This window comes from Campylobacter sp. IFREMER_LSEM_CL2101 (genome assembly GCF_025771825.1).
Lineage (GTDB): Bacteria > Campylobacterota > Campylobacteria > Campylobacterales > Campylobacteraceae > Campylobacter_D > Campylobacter_D lari_C.
This window is the reverse complement of record NZ_JAKMQZ010000007.1, coordinates 66252-85344: the sequence shown is the minus strand read 5'-3', so window position 1 is coordinate 85344 and position 19093 is coordinate 66252. Positions and strand designations below refer to the sequence as shown.

At 28.9% G+C, this 19093-nt stretch carries 19 protein-coding genes and 3 tRNA genes; 4 read left to right on the top strand and 18 right to left on the bottom strand.

Features of this window, described 5'->3' with window-relative positions; all coding sequences use genetic code 11:
• The 3 genes from traN to L8V88_RS05790 all read right to left on the bottom strand — a co-directional run.
• Positions 1-361, bottom strand: a 361-nt coding sequence (traN, locus tag L8V88_RS05800; RefSeq protein WP_263727219.1) for a conjugal transfer protein TraN, incomplete at its 3' end; no start/stop codon positions are given.
• A gap of 996 nt (positions 362-1357) precedes the next feature.
• Positions 1358-1433, bottom strand: a tRNA-Met gene (locus tag L8V88_RS05795).
• A 13-nt stretch (positions 1434-1446) separates the two neighbouring features.
• A tRNA-Gln gene (locus tag L8V88_RS05790) sits at positions 1447-1521 on the bottom strand.
• Positions 1522-1629: 108 nt separating this feature from the next.
• Here L8V88_RS05790 and L8V88_RS05785 point away from each other — a divergent pair.
• A complete protein-coding gene (locus L8V88_RS05785) occupies positions 1630-2652 on the top strand; it encodes a bifunctional 3,4-dihydroxy-2-butanone 4-phosphate synthase/GTP cyclohydrolase II (RefSeq protein ID WP_263727217.1) in 1023 nt (340 codons plus the stop codon).
• Here the strand turns inward: L8V88_RS05785 and L8V88_RS05780 are convergent.
• Genes L8V88_RS05780 through L8V88_RS05760 form a run of 5 tightly spaced genes read right to left on the bottom strand, consistent with a single transcriptional unit; the run spans position 2642 to position 8080 of the window.
• The gene (locus L8V88_RS05780; RefSeq protein ID WP_318529684.1) at positions 2642-3592 is read right to left on the bottom strand and encodes an SAM-dependent methyltransferase; all 951 of its coding nucleotides are present in this window, start codon (positions 3590-3592) and stop codon (positions 2642-2644) included. The two genes, L8V88_RS05785 and L8V88_RS05780, sit on opposite strands and share 11 nt — an antisense overlap.
• 2 nt (positions 3593-3594) lie before the next feature.
• Positions 3595-4401 carry a M23 family metallopeptidase gene (locus tag L8V88_RS05775; protein WP_263727215.1) on the bottom strand — a complete coding sequence of 269 codons (807 nt, stop codon included), beginning with the start codon at positions 4399-4401 and terminating at the stop codon, positions 3595-3597.
• Positions 4398-6464, bottom strand: a complete 2067-nt coding sequence (gene glyS / locus L8V88_RS05770) for a glycine--tRNA ligase subunit beta (RefSeq protein WP_263727214.1) — start codon at positions 6462-6464, stop codon at positions 4398-4400. Before glyS ends, L8V88_RS05775 begins: the two co-directional genes overlap by 4 nt.
• Before the next feature lie 33 nt (positions 6465-6497).
• The gene (locus tag L8V88_RS05765) at positions 6498-6638 is read right to left on the bottom strand and encodes a hypothetical protein (RefSeq protein ID WP_087685579.1); all 141 of its coding nucleotides are present in this window, start codon (positions 6636-6638) and stop codon (positions 6498-6500) included.
• Positions 6638-8080 carry an alanine/glycine:cation symporter family protein gene (locus tag L8V88_RS05760; protein ID WP_214100050.1) on the bottom strand — a complete coding sequence of 481 codons (1443 nt, stop codon included), beginning with the start codon at positions 8078-8080 and terminating at the stop codon, positions 6638-6640. The genes L8V88_RS05765 and L8V88_RS05760 overlap by 1 nt, the downstream gene beginning before the upstream one ends.
• 220 nt (positions 8081-8300) lie before the next feature.
• On the opposite strand from L8V88_RS05760, the gene L8V88_RS05755 reads away from it, so the two are divergent.
• Positions 8301-9053 (top strand): amino acid ABC transporter permease, encoded by a 753-nt coding sequence (locus L8V88_RS05755; RefSeq protein WP_039617975.1) that lies wholly within the window; start codon positions 8301-8303, stop codon positions 9051-9053.
• Positions 9046-9774 carry an amino acid ABC transporter ATP-binding protein gene (locus tag L8V88_RS05750; RefSeq protein ID WP_263727213.1) on the top strand — a complete coding sequence of 243 codons (729 nt, stop codon included), beginning with the start codon at positions 9046-9048 and terminating at the stop codon, positions 9772-9774. The genes L8V88_RS05755 and L8V88_RS05750 overlap by 8 nt, the downstream gene beginning before the upstream one ends.
• Here the strand turns inward: L8V88_RS05750 and L8V88_RS05745 are convergent.
• The 4 genes from L8V88_RS05745 to L8V88_RS05730 all read right to left on the bottom strand — a co-directional run bounded on the left by L8V88_RS05745 (position 9771) and on the right by L8V88_RS05730 (position 12240).
• The gene (locus L8V88_RS05745) at positions 9771-10238 is read right to left on the bottom strand and encodes a tRNA (cytidine(34)-2'-O)-methyltransferase (RefSeq protein WP_263727212.1); all 468 of its coding nucleotides are present in this window, start codon (positions 10236-10238) and stop codon (positions 9771-9773) included. The genes L8V88_RS05750 and L8V88_RS05745 overlap by 4 nt on opposite strands.
• A gap of 13 nt (positions 10239-10251) precedes the next feature.
• Positions 10252-10328: transfer RNA gene (locus tag L8V88_RS05740), tRNA-Arg, on the bottom strand.
• 42 nt (positions 10329-10370) lie between these two features.
• Positions 10371-11387, bottom strand: coding sequence for a sensor histidine kinase (locus L8V88_RS05735; RefSeq protein ID WP_263727211.1), 1017 nt, complete (start codon positions 11385-11387; stop codon positions 10371-10373).
• A 1-nt stretch (position 11388) separates the two neighbouring features.
• On the bottom strand, positions 11389-12240 hold the full coding sequence (locus tag L8V88_RS05730) for a DUF234 domain-containing protein (RefSeq protein ID WP_263727210.1): 852 nt from the start codon (positions 12238-12240) through the stop codon (positions 11389-11391).
• Positions 12241-12297: 57 nt separating this feature from the next.
• On the opposite strand from L8V88_RS05730, the gene L8V88_RS05725 reads away from it, so the two are divergent.
• Complete coding sequence (locus L8V88_RS05725; RefSeq protein WP_263727209.1) at positions 12298-13563, top strand: aminotransferase class V-fold PLP-dependent enzyme; 1266 nt, start codon at positions 12298-12300, stop codon at positions 13561-13563.
• Here L8V88_RS05725 and L8V88_RS05720 read toward each other — a convergent pair whose 3' ends face one another.
• The 6 genes from L8V88_RS05720 to L8V88_RS05695 all read right to left on the bottom strand — a co-directional run bounded on the left by L8V88_RS05720 (position 13564) and on the right by L8V88_RS05695 (position 18990).
• The gene (locus L8V88_RS05720) at positions 13564-14322 is read right to left on the bottom strand and encodes a transporter substrate-binding domain-containing protein (protein ID WP_263727208.1); all 759 of its coding nucleotides are present in this window, start codon (positions 14320-14322) and stop codon (positions 13564-13566) included.
• A 189-nt stretch (positions 14323-14511) separates the two neighbouring features.
• Entirely contained in the window at positions 14512-15675 is a 1164-nt protein-coding gene (ftsW, locus tag L8V88_RS05715) for a putative lipid II flippase FtsW (RefSeq protein ID WP_263724011.1), read from the bottom strand.
• A gap of 71 nt (positions 15676-15746) precedes the next feature.
• Positions 15747-16553 (bottom strand): adenylosuccinate lyase, encoded by an 807-nt coding sequence (locus L8V88_RS05710; RefSeq protein WP_039617961.1) that lies wholly within the window; start codon positions 16551-16553, stop codon positions 15747-15749.
• An 18-nt stretch (positions 16554-16571) separates the two neighbouring features.
• Entirely contained in the window at positions 16572-17291 is a 720-nt protein-coding gene (locus L8V88_RS05705) for an arginyltransferase (protein WP_263724010.1), read from the bottom strand.
• Positions 17291-17551: a hypothetical protein gene (locus L8V88_RS05700; protein ID WP_263727207.1), complete on the bottom strand. Its 261-nt coding sequence runs from the start codon at positions 17549-17551 to the stop codon at positions 17291-17293. The genes L8V88_RS05705 and L8V88_RS05700 overlap by 1 nt, the downstream gene beginning before the upstream one ends.
• Positions 17548-18990 (bottom strand): acetyl-CoA carboxylase subunit A, encoded by a 1443-nt coding sequence (locus L8V88_RS05695; protein ID WP_039617956.1) that lies wholly within the window; start codon positions 18988-18990, stop codon positions 17548-17550. The genes L8V88_RS05700 and L8V88_RS05695 overlap by 4 nt, the downstream gene beginning before the upstream one ends.
• Between the last annotated feature and the right edge of the window lie 103 nt (positions 18991-19093).

The following is a 19093-nucleotide window of genomic DNA, read 5'->3' as shown; positions in this document are numbered from 1 at the left end:
CCTTTTCTTGTATTTTTATAGAATCAGCTTGTATTTTATCTACATCAATACTTCCAACAATATCAGCAATAAATTCACTTAAATCTATTTCACTAAAATCTAACTTTTGAAATTCTTCTGGAGTAAATCCTCTACAATCAGGACTCTTTGGAGAACCCCAACCTCTTTTAATTTGTGGGCATCCTTGTTCATTAAATATTCTTGCTAATTTTGAATTAAAACAACAATGTGTTTTTTTATGCTGAATACAACCTATGAATTTAATTTTTTTAGAGCAATATTCACCAACTTCTACACATCTATTTTGCTTATTGAGTTTTGCTAGCTTTTTTTCATCTTCTTTACAAGGTACAAGCCCTATAAATACTTTATTTTATCACAGCAACCACCACCAGTTAAACCAAAAAATTTGTCTTTAGAGCGACATCTATTATCTTTTCCATTAAAGATAAAAATTTGTCCTCCACAAGAACCATCATCTTCCCAACCATTATTATTTTCATCATTAATACCAACTTGAGTATCTTCATCTTCGATATGGCTAGTGCTTTTTTAAAACACAACTATTACATTTAAAATAGTTATCGTTTTAAACATACAATATCTTTACTAACTTCTAAAACTATCTAAAGCATAGCATTTATATTTTATTTTACAGTATAAACAGGACATAAAATAAAATATTTAGTATAGTATAATGTAGAAGAAAAAATTTAAATGGTAATGATTTTAAAAATGTTTATAGCTTTGAAAAAATAACTAAAATTATACTAGGGGTTAAATCTTTAAAATAAGATTAATCTACTTTAGCAATTCATATAATAGCAAATATTCTATTTTTGAAATTGTTTCTTGAATATATTAACACTTACTCTTCATTAGTCAGGCAGTATTTTTCTTTATTAGAATTTAAATTCACAATATTCTTTCCTTGAAATTCACACTCTAAAAATTTTAATACATCACCTATTTAGCAAAACAATATCACTTTTTTACACATTTTTACAATAAAATACAAAGTATGTGCAAAAGTATGTGCAAATGAAAAAATATTTCATTAAAGTATGGATATTTAGGAGTTTAGTTGGTAAATTACACGCCTGCTAAATCCACCATTTTATTTAATCTCATATTTTTATTTTGGTTAAAACTTTTTTTAAATTTCATTCTTATTTTGATTATTTTTTATATGTTTTGCGTTAAAACCAAAAAATACATAATTTCAAATTTCTTATATGTTTAATTAGAGTATTAAAAAATACTCAAGAGGCTAATGAAAATCATTAAAAGTAAGATTAATAAGTTTTTATTTACTCTATAATTAATTCAAATTCTTTGAAAAAATTTCATTAGGAATTGGTTGCGAAGGGGAGATTTGAACTCCCGACCTTCGGGTTATGAGCCCGACGAGCTAACCACTGCTCTACTTCGCGGCATCATATGAAGTGGATGGGGTAAAGGGATTCGAACCCCTGAATGACAGGACCAAAACCTGTTGCCTTACCGCTTGGCGATACCCCAATAAATGAAGTAATTTTTAAATTAAAAGTGGTATTATATATTATTTTTTACATAATGTCAAGAAAAATGTTATATAATTTCTTAAAAAATAAAAAAAGGAGATTAATAGTGGGATATATTAGTGTAGAACAAGCTATAAAAGAACTTCAAGATGGCAAAATGCTAGTTATGGTAGATGCGGAAGATAGAGAAAACGAAGGAGATTTGATTTTCCCTGCACAATTTAGCTCACAAGAAAAAGTAAATTTTGCCATTACTCATGCAAGAGGTGTGGTGTGTGTAGCATTGAGTGAGAATTTGGCTAAAAAATTTGAACTACCTTTAATGGTGCCTAAAAATACATCAAATCACGAAACAGCTTTTACCATAACCGTTGATGCAAAAAATGCAACAACAGGGGTAAGTGCCTATGAAAGGGATATGACTATACAAATTTTTGCTGATGATAATGCAAAGGCAAGTGATTTTGTGCGTCCTGGCCATATTAATCCTTTGATAGCAAAAAAAGGCGGGGTTTTAGAAAGAACAGGTCACACAGAAGGCACGGTGGATTTATGTCGCTTGGCAGGATTAAAAGAAGCGTGCGTGATATGTGAGATTGTTAAAGATAATGGAGATATGGCTAGAAGAAGCGATTTGCTTGAGTTTTGCAAAAAACACGCTATTAATATGATTACTATTTCAGATTTAATCGAGTATCGTCTAAAAAATGAAAGTTTGATTTCTTTAATTAAAGAAGAAGAAAGTATTTTAGCAGGTTTTAAAGCTAAAAAAATGACTTTTAAAGATCACAATGAAAATGAACACATAGCTTTTAGCTTTGGCACTTTGAAAGAATGCGAGAATGTTAAATTTTATCTTAGTGGAAGCGACTTTGAGCTTCTAACTTCTAATAAATTTAATGAATTATTAAAACAGATTGAATTTTTAAGTCAAAAAGGTGGTGTAATTATTTTCATGAAAAATGAAAAACAAGAAAACACACAATTTAAAAATTACGGCATAGGAGCGCAAATTTTAAGGTATTTAAAAATTTCAAAAATCAAACTTCTAAGTCAAAATACCGATAAAGAATTTATAGGCTTAAAAGGTTTTGGGCTTGATATTACAAGCAGTGATTTTAAAGCTTAAATTCTAAAAACTTAAACTTATCGCCAAAGTTAAACATCAAATTTTTACTTTGGTTGATAAAGTTTTTACAAATTTGAGGGTTAGTATTTTTAGCTTGCTCGATAATTTCTTCTAAGCCAAAGTCAATTAAAGCTTGATTTTGATTTTTATATTCCAACACCTCAAAGCCCTCTTCTTTTAAAACTTGTAAAAAATGATCAAAATTTACATTATATGTAATATCACTTTTAGCAAAAAAATCTTTTAAATTCTCTTCAAAAAGATTATACACTTGATGATTTTTATACATTCTAATACTAATTTTTTCCTCTTTTTTTGCATAATCAAAACATGCAAAAGTTAGTTTTTCACAAGTTTGTTTTAATTTGGATAAAAAAGGTTTATAAGAGATACAAAGCTCACTATTAGTGATAGCATATTTTTCACATTCTTTTAAAAGATCTTCACTCATAGGCTTAAAAACAATGTTTAAATCATCATCAACATATGCCATTGTTCTATCTTTTATAAGTTCACACGCAAAACAATCAAATAATTCATTAGCATAAAAAAAGGCGTTTTTAAAATGACATTCTTCTAAAGAATTATAAATTTTCACGTCTAAATCATACTCATCAAAAAGTTTTTTTTGAACACATCTTAACTTTTCATGCGGCTCTATGACAAAACACTCAATCTGCTCTAAAACATCAGCTCTAAGAGTGTATAAAGCTTGTATGAAATCAAGCATTAAATGCCCTTCATTTGCCCCTATTTCTACAACTTCAACCGGTAAAGTTAATTTTTTATCATCTATAAGTTTTAAAAAATGCTTAGCTAAGAGCACACCAAAAAGATTTCCCACACTAACTGCAGTATAAAAATCTCCATTTTTGCCAACACTCACAGCTTGGGAGTAATATTTATCAATCCAATTTTGAAAAAACTCACTAAAAGCTATCATTATAAAGCATTAAATTTAGCGATAAAATCAAGTGGATCAACTTGCACACCATTGACTAAAATTCCAAAATGCAAATGTGGCCCTGTAACCCTACCACTAGCTCCACTCAAACCTACAAGTTCGCCTTTCTTTACCTTTTGTCCTACTTTTACATTAAGTTTTGATAGATGATAATATTGAGAATAAATCCCATATCCATGATCAATCACTACTGAATTTCCCGCATAGTAACGATTTGAAGCAATCCTTACAATACCATCATTGCTAGCATAAATTTTTGTCCCACTTGCTGCTCTAAAATCAGTTCCACTATGATAACTTTTAAGAGTATCATTAAACAATCTTGCCTTTCCAAAATCACTTGTAATTTTACTTTCTAAAGGGTATGTAAAACTGCCTTCAAATAAAGCTGTATTAGTATAAGTATTATAAACCTTAATAGCTTCTTGATATTCTTTGCTAATGCGATCAAGTGTTTCTTTAGGTGGATTAACCTTAGAAGCACTAACTTTTAAAAATTCTTTTTTGTAATTTCCTTGGCTAAATTTTATGTTAATTTCTTCTTTAGAATTATCTTTAAATTCAGCTATTAATTTTCTATCTTTAGGATTTTTATAAGGCATAGCTATACTAACAATAACTTTATTTTTATACTCAAAAAAAGGAAGTTTTTTAGAATTTGAGCTAATTTGTAAAAAATTATTTTTATCAAATTCTAAAAAAACTACTTGACCTTTTACAAGCTCAATCTCTCTAGCTTCTAAAGTAAAAATCAAAAAACATAGAAAAAAAAGAATTTTTCTCATACACTAAGCTCTTTAATATCAGCTATTTTTAAAAACTCACGATAAATTGCACATACTAAAGCTTGGCGATTGTTTTTAATATTTTCATCTTTGTCATTAATCATTACTTTATCAAAAAAAGCATCAATTTGCGGTTTGAGTGCAAAAAGGCTTTCTAAAAGCTCTTGGGTATTATTTTCTTTTGTTTTACAACACGCAAATGTTGCTGCCGCTAGAATGGGGAAAAAAACTTTACCTTGAGTGCTATTTTCTTTTGTTTTACACTGCATAAAAGCTTGGTATAAATCTTTTTCCTCTTGAGTCTTAAACAAATTTTCATTAACTTGAGCTTCACTCAATACTGCAATATTTGCCAAACGCTTAAAAGTAGCAAAATTTTGACTAAAATCTGCCTTATTTGCGCTTTGAATTAAAGCTTTAATACAAGAATCAATATAAATAACATCATAAGTTTTAGAGCTAAGCACAGCTTTAACAAAAGAAGCATTTACTTCATAAAAAGTATATAAACGCTCTAAAATAAAATCTAATAAAATTTTCAAATCAAAGCTTTTATACTCGCTAGCTATTGTTTCTAAAAATATCTTAAGATCAAAATTTTTATTTAAAGCTAGGATAATTTTTAAAACACCATTTGCTGCTCTTCTTAAAGCATAAGGATCTTTTGTACCACTTGGGATTTTTCCCATTGAAAAAAGCCCCATGAGTGTATCAAACTTATAAGCTAAAGCTACAATAGAGCTAAATTCATTACTTGGCATAGCTGAATTATCGCCATTTGGAAGGTATTGCTCTTTAATAGCCAAAGCAAGCTCATCGCTCATACCCATAGCCTTGGCATAATAAGATCCCATAATGCCTTGAAGATCAGTAAATTCATACACCATTTGAGTACTTAGATCAGCTTTTGAGTATTCTATGGCTTTTAAGATTTCATCTTTTTGAGTATTAGCAAAAATCTCACAAAGCTTAGTAGCGATTTTTTGTTCTCTAATGATTTTATCTTTTAAGGTTCCAAGTCCTTCAAGATAAACCATTTGGCTTATTTTATCATTATTTAAGCCCTGTGCTAAGTCATTTTTCCAAAAAAACATCGCATCGCTTAATCTTGCTCTTAAAACTCTTTCATTTCCATTAATGATTTTAGAATAATCCTCACAAACCGCATTAGAAACTACAATAAAATGATTGCTCAAAGTATTGTTTTTAAATACTGCAAAATAGCGTTGGTTTTCTCTCATGGAAGTGATGATTACCTCACTTGGGATTTCTAAATACTCCTTTTCAAAACGCCCTAATAATGCCTTTGGATACTCTGTGATAGCTACAACTTCAGCCAAAAGCTCATCATCTTCTGCAATAGTAATATCATTTTCTTTTTCAAGTGTCTTTAGCTGTTCAATGATAAGTTTTTTTCTTTGTTCTTGATCTAAAATAATATAATTTTGCTCTAAAGTTTTAAAATACTCATCAATGCTTTCAAAAGCTATCAAATCATAACTAACACTTCTATGCACAAAAGTACTTTTTGCACTTTTAACACCATAGCTTTCAAACTCAATCAACTCATCATTTAATACACAACAAAGCGAGCGAATAGCTCTAATAAATTCAAATCTACCATCACCCCATCTCATAGTTTTACCAAAGCTCAAGCTTTTTAAGAAAGCTTCGATCATTTGAGCTAAAACTGCTTTGCTTTGTAGGCCTTGCACTTGTTTTTGACAATACAAGACTTCTTTACCTTTAATTTCTTTAAATTCAAGCTCTTCTTCTTTTAAACCACTTTTTTCTAAAAAACTAATTCCTGCTTGAGTAAGTTTTCCATCTTTATAAGCTATCGCCCTAGGTGCGCCTATAAATTCCACAAAAGAATCATCTTGTTTTTCTTTAAAATTTTCATGGATAAAAACCAATCTTCTAGGAGTATAGAAAAATTTAAATTCAGATTCTAAATGATACTCTTGTAAAATCTTTTCCCATTTTTTAGTAATATTTGGAAGCTCTTTTAATAAAGGAATAGCAGGAAGTTCTTCTGTGCCTACTTCTATTAACAATTTCATTTTACACTCTTTTTTAAAAATTTTTAGTGTATTTTACCTATTTTTTTTAAAATCTTTCTTTGTTTTTAGTTTTTCTTCTCTTTGTTTAGCTTTTTCTTGCATTTGGCGGTTAAAGCCAAACACAAGAAAAACCATAAAAGCTACAAACAAAGCAATAATAATATAATCTATCATTAGTCCCAACACTCTGCGTTTTTAATACCAAGTTTTGAAGCACTAAATACCGGATCTCTACCTTGTCTTTTTTGCTCGCTAAAGTCTTTTAATACCTTTTTCACTATACCACCAAGCAATAAAATAGAAATGATATTAATCGTAGCCATAAACGCCATGGTAGTATCAGCTAAATCCCACGCAAATTTTAAATCCATATTTGCACCAATAAAAATCATAAGCACAGCGCTTGCTTTAAAAAGATTAATAATAATAGGATTTTGAGTAAGGTATTTAATATTTGCTTGAGCATAATAATAATTTCCTATCAAAGAAGTAATAGCAAATAAAACTATACTAACAGTAGTAAAATGCACACCTAAATTTCCATAATATTCTTTCATGGATTCTTGCACCAAAGGCAGTGCTGTTAAAATAGGCTTACCATCTACACCGATATTATTTGCATAAGCAAGTGAAAACAACACTAAAAATCCTGAACTTGTACAAATAATCACATCAATTAATACAGAAAATGCCTGAATAACCCCTTGTTTTGCAGGATGAGTTGTAAGAGCTGAAGCTGCTGCATTTGGCGCTGAACCCATACCCGCTTCATTAGAAAATAATCCTCTTTTTATACCTATAACCAAAGCAGAACCTGCAAATCCGCCAAAAATAGCTTCAAAATCAAAAGCACTTTTAAAAATCATAGAAAACACTTCAGGAATTTTATCAAAATTCATAAACATTGCTATGATAGATAAACCTACATAAATCATCGCCATAATAGGAACGATAACCGAACTTACTTTACCTATTTTAGTGTGATCGCCAAAAAACATATAAGCAGCAAAAACAGCTAAAATTGCTCCTATTACAATAGGCCACCAACTTTGAGCAAAACTCACTTCGCTAGCATCAACCATGCCTTTATAGTAAAACTCAAATGCTGAAGTCATAGTTTGGCTTTGAAGACCATTAAATCCATAAGCATAAGTGATGATCAAAATCACCGCAAAAACAGCTCCAAGCCATTTTAAATTTAAGGCTTTACTAATATAATAAGCAGGACCACCTTTAAAACTTTTACCATCACGGCTTTTATAAACTTGTGCTAAAGTACTTTCTGCAAAAGCTGAGGCACCACCAAAAAACGCCATAGCCCACATCCAAAACAAAGCACCTGGCCCACCCAAAACAACCGCTACTGCAATACCTGCGATATTTCCTATACCAACTCTTGAAGCTGTTGAAATCATCAAAGCTTGAAAAGGAGTAATATGGTGTTTTTCATGCTTTTCTTGCTTTTCTGTTAAGATATCAAACACATAAGGGAGCATTCGAAATTGCACAAAACCGGTCAAGTAACTATAATAAAACCCTGTGACAATAAGTAAAATTACTAAAATAGAATAATACTGATTATTCACAAAGGCAACAAATTGGGATATCAAATCCATATTTATCTCCTTTTTTATAATTTCTGAGCATAAATTTATCATAAAAAAATGAATTTGTCATAAAAAAATATAATTTTAGGTTAAATTTATTTTATTTTTTAAAGCTATGTGAAAATTTAACTCAAAATACTAGTAATAAAATCATATAAGACACCTTTAAGTAAAAAGAAAACTTAATTTTTATACACTTAGATTTTTAAAATTTTACAAGGTGCGTAAGTTGAAACAAAATACGATGAAAATTTTTGTATTTTTTGCCATTATTGTTTTTTGGGCTTATTTTTCATTTCCTATTGAAATTTTACAAGTTAAAGATCAAAATGGTTTAGCCACAGGTGAATATGCTTATACTATAGAAGCCAAAGCTTATGTTCATAGTTATTTCACAACACTTGGTTTAACAGTGGGTGGAATTCTAATAGGCATTGTGCTTGGTTTTTTTCTAGCATTTTTAAGATTTTTAGAAATCCAAAGTTTAAATTTTATTATAGATGAATACATAGACATTATACGCGGAACCCCACTACTTTTACAACTTTTAATTTTTTCAGTAGTGATTTTTGCTACTTGGAGTGATAATTTTTATGTGGCTATTATCGCGCTTGGACTTAATAGTTCTGCTTATGTAGCCGAAATCGTAAGAAGTGGAATTCAAAGTGTAGACAAAGGACAAATGGAAGCAGCAAGAGCAATGGGGCTTAATTATTCTGCTTCTATGAGACTAATCATCTTCCCACAAGCAATTAAAAACATTTTACCTTCTTTAATGAATGAATTTATTTCTTTATTTAAAGAAACTTCAATAGTAGGCTATATTAGCGTTATGGATATTACCATGCAAAGTAAAAGCTTGCAAGCAATTTATTATAACCCTAAACCTATTATTTTTACAGGACTTGTGTATTATGTAAGTGTTAAAATTTTAACACTCATTGCAAGATTTATAGAAGTGAGATTAAATAAACATGATTAAAATAGAAAATTTGATTAAAAAATACGGAGATTTAGAAGTTTTAAAAGATATTAGTGTTGAAGTACATAAAGGCGATATTATTGCTATTATAGGGCCTAGCGGGGGTGGAAAAAGTACTTTTTTACGCTGTTTAAATAAACTTGAAACACCAGATAGTGGTAATATTTATATCAATAACATTAATATACTTGATAAAAAAACAGATATCAATAAAATTCGTCAAAAAGTTAGCATGGTGTTTCAACATTTTAATCTTTTTAATAATAAAAATGTTTTAGAAAATTTATGCTTAGCACCAGTACAAACTAAAATCATGAGCAAAGATGAAGCAGCAAAAAAAGCACGAGAATTACTCAAAAAAGTTGGCTTAAGTGATAAAGAAAGCTATTTTCCTCACAAGCTTTCAGGTGGACAAAAACAACGTATTGCTATAGCAAGATCATTAATGATGAATCCTGATGTGATTTTATTTGATGAACCAACTTCAGCTTTAGATCCTGAGATGATAGGTGAGGTTTTAAACATCATGAAAGAAGTGGCTAAAGAAGGTCTAACCATGCTTGTAGTTACGCATGAAATGGGCTTTGCAAGAAATGTAGCTAATCGAATTTTCTTTATGGATAAAGGCATTATAGCAGTAGATGAATGTCCTAAAATAGCATTTGAAAATCCAAAAAATGAAAGACTGAAAGAATTTTTAAATCAAGTTTTAAATCATTAAAATTTTTCAAAAGAGGCAAAATTTTGCCTCAAAGCCTCATAACTCACTATACCTACACTCGTAGCTAAATTTAAACTTCTACCACAATCTCTCATCGGTATAGTAATAGCATTTTCCCATTTTTTTTGCATTAAATCCATAGGTAAACCAAAACTTTCACTTCCAAAAAACAAAAAATCGCCTTTTTGATAATTTACGTCAAAGTAAGCTTGAGTGGTTTTAGTTGTTGCAAAGAAAAATCTATCTTGAAATTTTTCATATTCTTTTAAAAAATCTTCTAAATTATCCCATAATAAAGGATTTAATTTTTTCCAATAATCAAGCCCTGCTCTTCTAACCGCCTTTTCATCAATACTAAAAAGTGGATTAATAATATGTAAAGTAAATCCTGCATTAAAACACATTCTACCTATACTTCCTGTATTTTGTGGTATGCGAGGTTCAACCAAGACTATATGAAACATCTTTTTCCTTAAATGGTGTCCCCAGCAAGGTTTGAACTTGCGGCCTCAGAATTAGGAATTCTGCGCTCTATCCAGCTGAGCTATGAGGACAAATATTTTTATTATTTTAAGAAAAAATTTATTTTATAGAGCTTAAATTTTAAGCTCTATAAAAAAACATTTTGGATTTTCATCAAAACCTAAAATCCCATTATGTGCATCAATAATTTGTTTTGACAAAGAAAGCCCTAGACCATTGCCTTTTAACTTGGTTGTTTTAAAAGCTTCAAAAACCATTTTTTTATCTTTAATGCTTACTCCATTATCATAAACTTTGATAAAAACTCTATCTTCTTTTTGCTCACATTTAACTTTTATACAACCTTCATCATTTTCGCTTTCTTCAATAGCATCTATGGCATTATAAAGCAAATTTTGCAAAACTAAAGCAAGCAAAGATTTATCTGCATTGATTTTTAAATCCAAAAATTCAAATTTAAAATCAATATTAGCTAGATAATTATAAGCTCCAATAGCTTGTTCGCATTCATCTTGTAATTCTTTTAAATTAAACTCATTTAAATTAACATGCACACCTTTTGTAAAAAGCAAGGTAGAATTTACAATACGCTCCACTCTTGAAATTGCTTTTTGAATTTCTAAAACTATATGTTTGTTTTTTAACTCACTTCTTTCAAACAAAGTAGAGCTTAATAAAGAAATAGAACCGATAGGATTGCGTATTTCATGCGCTAAGTGTGCAGCAACCGTTCCCATACTGGCTAATCTTTCATTTCTTTTTTCATCACTAATATCTGTTGCATTCACTATAAGTTTATCAGTATGAGAGGTAATTTTGATTAAATAAAATTTATGATCAAACTCAAGCTCATAATGCGTTTTATCAAGATCAATACACTCTAAAAGCTTTGGCTTTTGTGTAGCTAAATTATTTTGCAAAATGATATTTTTATTTGCATCTAAAATCCATAAAGCCATAGGTAAAACCTCTATAATCTCACTTACCATTTGTCTTAATGCTGTGTAGTTTTCATTAAGTTGCTTATATTCATTTTCTATAACATAGGTTTGTTCTATTAATGCTTTTAAACCTTGTTGTAAGTTTTCTTTTTCACTAGAATCTAAACTTTTTAAAATATTTTCATCCATATTAATCCTTAATCAAAAAATCAAAATCATCTAAAGTATATAAAAGCAAATTACGCTCTTTATTTAATACAAGCTCTTTGCTAAAACCTTGCTTTGAAAAAAGCACATACAAATTTGGTTGAATTTGCAACTGCTTTGCCTTATTTTTTAAAGTATTTAAAATATTTTTACATATTTTTCTTTCTTTAAATTTAACCTCACCTAAAACACAAAAATTATTTTCATGATAATACAAATCTATTTCATGGTAATAATTCCAAAAACTATATACTTGATCCACTTTAAGCTTTTTGGCTAAAAATTCTTTACACAAAAGCTCAAAAGTAAAGCTTTGATATTTTTCTAAATTTTCTTGGATTATTTCTATTAATTCATTGTATTTTTTTATCGCAACTAGGTTTAAATTAGGATATATAAAATAAAAGAAAAATCTCAATCCTTGGTTTTTAAAAATAACCTTATCTTGAATACTATAAGAGCGTAATTCTTTTTTAATTTTTTGTCTTTTATTTTTTATAATAGGTTTTTCTTGACTTTTTTCTAAAATCAAAATATTTCTTTCTAAAAGCTTATTGATAAGCCCTAGTGCTTGAAAATGCGGAATGGATTTATTAATAGAATAGCGTTTTCTATCATTTTTACTCAAAACACTTAAAGCTTTTAAGCTATTTTCATCTAAATTTAAATCAGCTAAAATATCAAAAGCATTTAAAACAAAAACATTTAAAATATTATCATATAAATTTAATTTCAAATCAAATTCAAATTCATCAAAAACACTATAAAAATCAAAAACACTTTTAAGCTCTAAAGAATCACAATGCTTTGAAAATTCACTAAATTTTATAGTCATATCCTTATTTTAAATATTTTGTATGTTATAATTTTAACAAATTTTTAGGGGAATTTTTTGAATATTGAAACATTAAAAAAAGATATTATTTTAAAAAAAGGAATATATTATTTTGACTTTACAGCTAGCGCTTTAGCTCTAAAAAGCATAGAAAAGGAAATTAAAAAAATTCTTATTACCTATGCAAATACACACTCAGATAGCTCTTTAAATTCTTTCATCACACAACAACATTATGAAAATGCAAGAATAAATTTAAAAAAATATCTTGAATTAGATGATAGCTTTGCTCTTATAGCTTGTGGGAGCGGATCTTCAGCTGCTATTAAAAAATTTCAAGAACTTTTAGGTCTGTACATACCCCCGCTTATTAAAGAAAAATATTTTAAAAATACAGATAAAAACACCTTGCCTTTGGTTATAGTAGGACCTTATGAACACCATTCTAACGAACTTTCATTCAGAGAGGCTTTGTGTGAGTGTGTTCGCATACCCTTAGATAAAAATGGCGAGCTAGATTATGTTTTTTTGGAAAAATTATTAAAAAAATCTAAAAATAGACAAATCATAGCAAGCTTTAACGCAGCTTCAAATGTCACAGGAATTTTAAGTGATTATAAAAAAATCTATACCCTAATCAAACAATATAATGGCATAGTTGCTTTTGATATTTCCACCTTAGCTCCTTATGCTAATTTAGATCCTAAATTTTACGATGCAGTGTTTATTAGCTCTCATAAGCTACTTGGAGGTGTAGGATCTTGTGGTTTGCTTGCTATTAAAAAAAGTCTATGTGGTAATACTCCTAGCTTTGCTGCAGGTGGAACCGTAGGTTATGTTTCAAGAACTTCTCAGCAATACTTATGCGAGGTTGAAAATTTAGAAGAAGGTGGTACACCTGGAATTATTCAACTAATTAGAGCAAGTTTAGCTTTTAAAGTACGCAATGAAATAGGTTTAAAAAATATAGAAAAAAAAGAAAAAGAGCTTTGTGAGTATTTTTTTAAACAATGTGCAAATTTTCCAAAAATGATCTTATATGCAAAAAATATCACTCATAGATTACCTATTTTTGCTTTTAATATAGAAGGAATTTCTCCTTTTGATTTAGCTTATAAATTAAGCAAAACCTATAAGATAGAAACAAGAGCAGGTTGTGCTTGTGCAGGACCTTATGGGCATGATTTACTCAATCTAAAAGATAATCAAGAATTAAAATTTAAACCAGGATGGCTAAGAGTGGGTTTTCATTATACGCATACAAAAGAAGATATAGAGTATTTTTTTAAAGCCTTGAAAGCAAGTATCAAGGCTTTAAGTTAATTATTGTAAATCGTATTTTTCTACGATTTTTTGGTAAGTACCATCAGCTTTAACTTTTTCTAAACCTGCATTGATTTTTTGAACAAGCTCAGTTTGTTTTCCTTTATCAAAAGCTACACAAAAACCTGAACTTCCATCATTTTCTTCTAAAAATGCTTCTAATTCTTCATTAGTTTTTAAATAACCTTTACCGATATCCTTATCTGTTAAAACCACATCTATTTTACCAGCTTTTAAAGCTAAAATCGCAGCTAACATTTCCTCGCTAGCTACCACTTGAGCATTTGGAATAGCCTTAGCAGCACTTTCTTGAATAGTTCCAAGTTGAACACCTATTTTTTTACCTTCTAAACTTTGCTTATCACTAACACTAGAATCTGTTTTTAATTTTAAATATAAATTTTTAGTATTAAAATAAGTATCACTAAAATCCATACTTGTTAATCTTTGTGGTGTTGAGCTCATAGCAGAAGCTATCATGTCAATCTTTCCAGCTTTTAAAGCAGGGATTAAACCATCAAAACTCATATTTACCCATTCAAGTTTTAAATTTTCTCTTTTTGCTATCTCTTCTAATAAATCAACATCAAAGCCGGTAATTTTTGCATCTTTAATAAAATCAAAAGGAGGATAATTTGCAGCTATACCTACTTTATAAACCTTTTCACCAGAAGCACTAGCTTGATTTTTATCGCTTGAGCAAGCACCTAAAGCTAATATACCAAATAACGCTAAAACAACATATAATATTTTTTTCATTTTTTTCCTTTGTTAAATTAAAATAAAATTGATAAATGATTATAATGTGTTTAAACGCCTGTATTTCTTCATATCCGCCTCCTTTATAATAAATGTGAGCATAATTATAGCAGAAAAAAGTTTTTTGTAAAGAGTTGTTATAAAATATTTTTTATTTAAGTTAATTTTTATATATTTTAACTAATGTATTTAAATTTTTACTTTCTTACTAATCATTAAAACATAACCTATTCCAAGACAAATAGACCACATCGAACTACCACCATAACTTAAAAGTGGTACAGCAACTCCTTTTAACGGGGTTAAAGAAATAATTCCAAAGGCATTCATAAAAAATGAAAACAACAAAAGCAAAGCTACGCCTGAGCAAAACAAAAAATGAACCTTATTTTCACAACGCCCTGCTATTCTAAAAATTCGAAGTATTACCATCAAATAAATAAAACATATAATGCTTAATCCTAGCAGTCCTATTTCTTCAGTAATCCCTGATAAAACAAAGTCTGTATGAACCTCGCTTAAAAATCCTAGTTTAAAAGTTCCAAGTCCTAAACCCTCTCCAAAAAATCCACCATGAGCTATAGCATTTAAACTATGTGAAATTTGATAAGGCTCTGAATTATGACTTACCCTTAAAGCGCTTGCTAACCAATCAGGAAAGAAAGGCAAAAATGCATCTTGGATATTTCCCCACCAAGCAGAAATACGCTGAATTCTTCTTTGATTACTTAAAATCACCAAAACACCAATCATTCCAACAATAACCACACCAAACGCAAAAAGTCTTTTGCTAGCTCCTGCAAAAAAAGCTAGAGCAAAAACCAAGAAAAAAGAAATAACACTTTGCCCTAAATCATTTTGTGTCATATAAATATAACCAATAACAAAAGCAGCTAAAATAAAATAAGGAATTAAGATTAAAACTTCATGCTTGATTGCTTTTTTACTATCATCAATCCTTCTTGTATAAGACCAAGCAAGGAAATAAATCAAACCTATTTTAAAAAATTCAACTGGAGAGATAGATAAAGGACCAAGCCTAATCCACCTTTTAGCACCACCTGCTGCAGTAGCAAGAAAGGTAGGCAAAAAAGGTAAAATAAGTATAAATAAAAAAGAGATGAGTAAAACGCTTATCATTAAATAATGCGCCATTTTACTATCAGGATTTAATCTTGAAACAAAATAAATAATAGCTATACCACTAAGCCCAAAAAAAAGCTGTCTGATAAAAAAATGAAATTCATTATACTCTAAATAAAGCACAGTAAAAGCACTTAAAGAATATGAAAAAAGTATTCCTATAGTTATAAGAATACAACTTAAAAAAAATAACTTTCTATCAGCAACCAATATTATTCCCTAAATTTTTATAAAAAAGTTAATTTTAATAAATTGCAACTTAAAATGATGTTATTTTAACTTCAAGTATTATTTTTATATAAAGATTTTAAACTCTCATAAGCAAGTTGAATTTTCTCAAATTCTTCACGGCAATAAGCTTGCTCGATCTTACTTTTACCTTGATGACGATCAGGATGATAAATTTTAACTAAATTAAGATAATTTTGTCTAATAGTAGCAAAATCATCACTAGAATTACACCCCAAAGTTTGAAAATAATTTTCAAAAAGCTTTGCTAGAGCATTAAATTTCCAATTAGTACTAGCTTTGTTTTTCATTTTATTTCTAAATTCTAAAAGCTGAGTTTCATTAATTGTAAAATCAACACAATATTTTAAATGCTCATTCACACTTGCTAAAATTTCTAAAAGATTTAAAGTATTATCGTCTTTGTATTCTACTGAAAAAATACAATTTTTTTCATCATACACGCTTTTATGATCTTTAAAATACTGCTCTAAATATACAGCAAATAATTTTTCATTCGAACTTAGTGTGATTAAAATATTCTTTTGTGCAAAGCCTATTTTAGCAAAGATTACAGGTTTTAAAGTATTTGCTTGAGCAAGGTTTAACTTAAAGGTTTTATAGTGCGCAAAGGCAAGATTATCGATTTGATTTCCAGTATTTTTTTTATATTTATGATTAACAAGTTTTAAAAAATACCTTCTTTGAGGAATTTCATTTTCTACAAAAAAAGATAAGGTTTTATTTTTGTTACCTATAACTTTAGAAAAATTTTTACGGATAAGATCTTGAAAATATTTAAACATTAAAAAATCATCAGTATTAACACTAACTGATTCTAAAGTTTGTACTACTTGCATAAAATCCTCTCTATAAAACTAACTCCACAAAAATGCTTGCTCATTTAAAGCACTAGTGTGTTTTAAAATTTCATTTGGACTATAATCGGCTTTATATGATAAAGATTGACACCCTTTTACAAAATATCCCAAATAAATATATTTTAATTTTTTTAATTGCGCAAGCTTGATTTCTGTTAAAAGTGAGTATTTACCAAGACTTAGATGAGAAAAATCAGGATCATAAAAACAATAAATACTAGAAATTCCATCTTCTAAAATATCAATCAAATCAACACAAACCAACTTATTATCGATATAAAAATCAAGCTCGTATCCAAAAGTACCTGCATTATCCACATAAAGATTATAATATTTTCTAAAATTTAAATCATAAATTTTCCAATTTCTTTTATCTTTTTGATAATGGTGGTATTTTTCATAAAGTAATAAATGCTCATCACTTAAAGAAGGTTTTTGTAAGATTATTTTAGTAGCTGTATTTTTTTTCAAAACTCTACGATAGCTTTTGCTAAAATGGAAATTTTCTACCAAAATACGCAAATTTTGACATTCATTACAATCATTACATATTGGTCTTGAAAAATACGAGCCAAAGCGACGCCAACCTCTTGAAACTAATTCTTGATTTTGTGCTTTATTAATAAAAGATACATAATTATACTCATTTCTACAATATCTATTTTCAAGATAAGGGCATTCTTCCTCTAAAGTACAAAAACCAATAATATTATTCATTAGATCTTTTTTATGTCGCTATTTTTTACAAATTCCATAAATTCATTAGCTAAACGCTCTTCTTTTAAAAACATATCTTCAAATTCTTGCTCTTGTTTTTTATCTTCATTTTGCTTAGCCAAGTCTTTTTGTATAGTATCTAAGTCAGCATTTTTCATACTCACTCCACTTTTACTTGCTTTAACTTTTTCTTTTTTTGTTTGACCTTGTTCTTTTTGGAGTGCCTTTTTTATATCTTTTAATTCATCTAAAAAACTCATGATTGTCTACTTTCTTTTATCTTTTGTAAGGCTGCAGCTATAGCAGCAATTACTTCTTCTTTATTTTCTTGGTGTCTATCTTCTGTTTTTTCCAAAAGCTCTTCCATATGTGTTTCTATAAAAGAAGTATCAAAATACCCTCTTCTAAATTCTCTTATTTTGGTAATTGCAATCAAAAATGGCACAGTTGTTCTAATATCATCAATCACAAATTCTTTCAAAGCTCTCTCAAGTCTATTAACCGCACTATCATAACTTGAACCTTTAACGATTAATTTTGCAAGCAAAGAATCATAATAAGGTGGCACAGTATAGTCTTTATACAAATGACTATCCACTCTTACAGACGGTCCTAAAGCTGGAAAATATTCTGTGATTTTACCCGGACTTGGAATGAAATTTTTCCATACATTTTCTGCTGTAATCCTAGCTTCTATTGCAAAGCCTCTTGGTTTTATATCGCTTTGCTCAAGATCTAAAATTTCCCCATTTGCTATACGAATTTGTCTTGTGATAAGATCAATTCCTGTGATTTCTTCTGTGATTGGGTGTTCTACTTGTATTCTTGTATTCATTTCCATAAAATAAAATCTATTATAATCATCAAGCAAAAACTCAACCGTCCCAACATTCGTATAACCTACAGCTTTCGCAGCAGCTACTGCGGTAACCCCTATGGTTTTTCTTAATTTTTCTGAGATACTTGGACAAGGTGCAATTTCAATGATTTTTTGGTGTCTTCTTTGTATTGAGCAATCTCTTTCACAAAGATGAATGATATTACCATAATTATCTGCTAAAATTTGAAACTCAATATGCCTTGGATTAATAACATATTTTTCCATAAAAACTTCATCATTTTTAAAAAAGCTTAATGCTTCTCTTTTACAAGCTTCAAAAGATTTTTCTAAATCTTCTTCTTTATGTACTACGCGTATACCTCTACCACCACCACCACCGCTGGCCTTTAAAATCACCGGATAACCTATTTTTAAAGCTTGAAGTTTGATTTCTTCTAATGTGCAATGGTTTAATTTTTCAGTACCTGGAACCACAGGAATTCCATTTTTTTTCATTAGATATCTTGCTATATTTTTATTTCCCATTTTACGAATAACATCTGATTTTGGCCCTATAAATATAATCCCTGCTTCTTCACATTCTTTAGCAAATTCATAATTTTCACTTAAAAAGCCATATCCAGGATGTATAGCATCAGCTCCACAAGCTTTAGCAATTTCAACTATTCTTTTACCATCTAAATACCCTCTTATTGCATCAGTTCCTATTCTATACGCTTCATCAGCAACTTTTACATGCAAACACTCATGATCAGGTTCAGTATAAACAGCAACACTTTTTATATGCAAATCCCTACAAGCACGGATTACCCTTACTGCAATCTCACCTCTATTGGCTATTAAAATCTTATGTATCATTACTTTGCCTTAAGCTAAAATATTATTCAAAGAAGATTAGCATAAAAATATAAAAATTCTATAAAATTGCTTATTTTTGCTAATTTTAAGAATTTTTTGATAG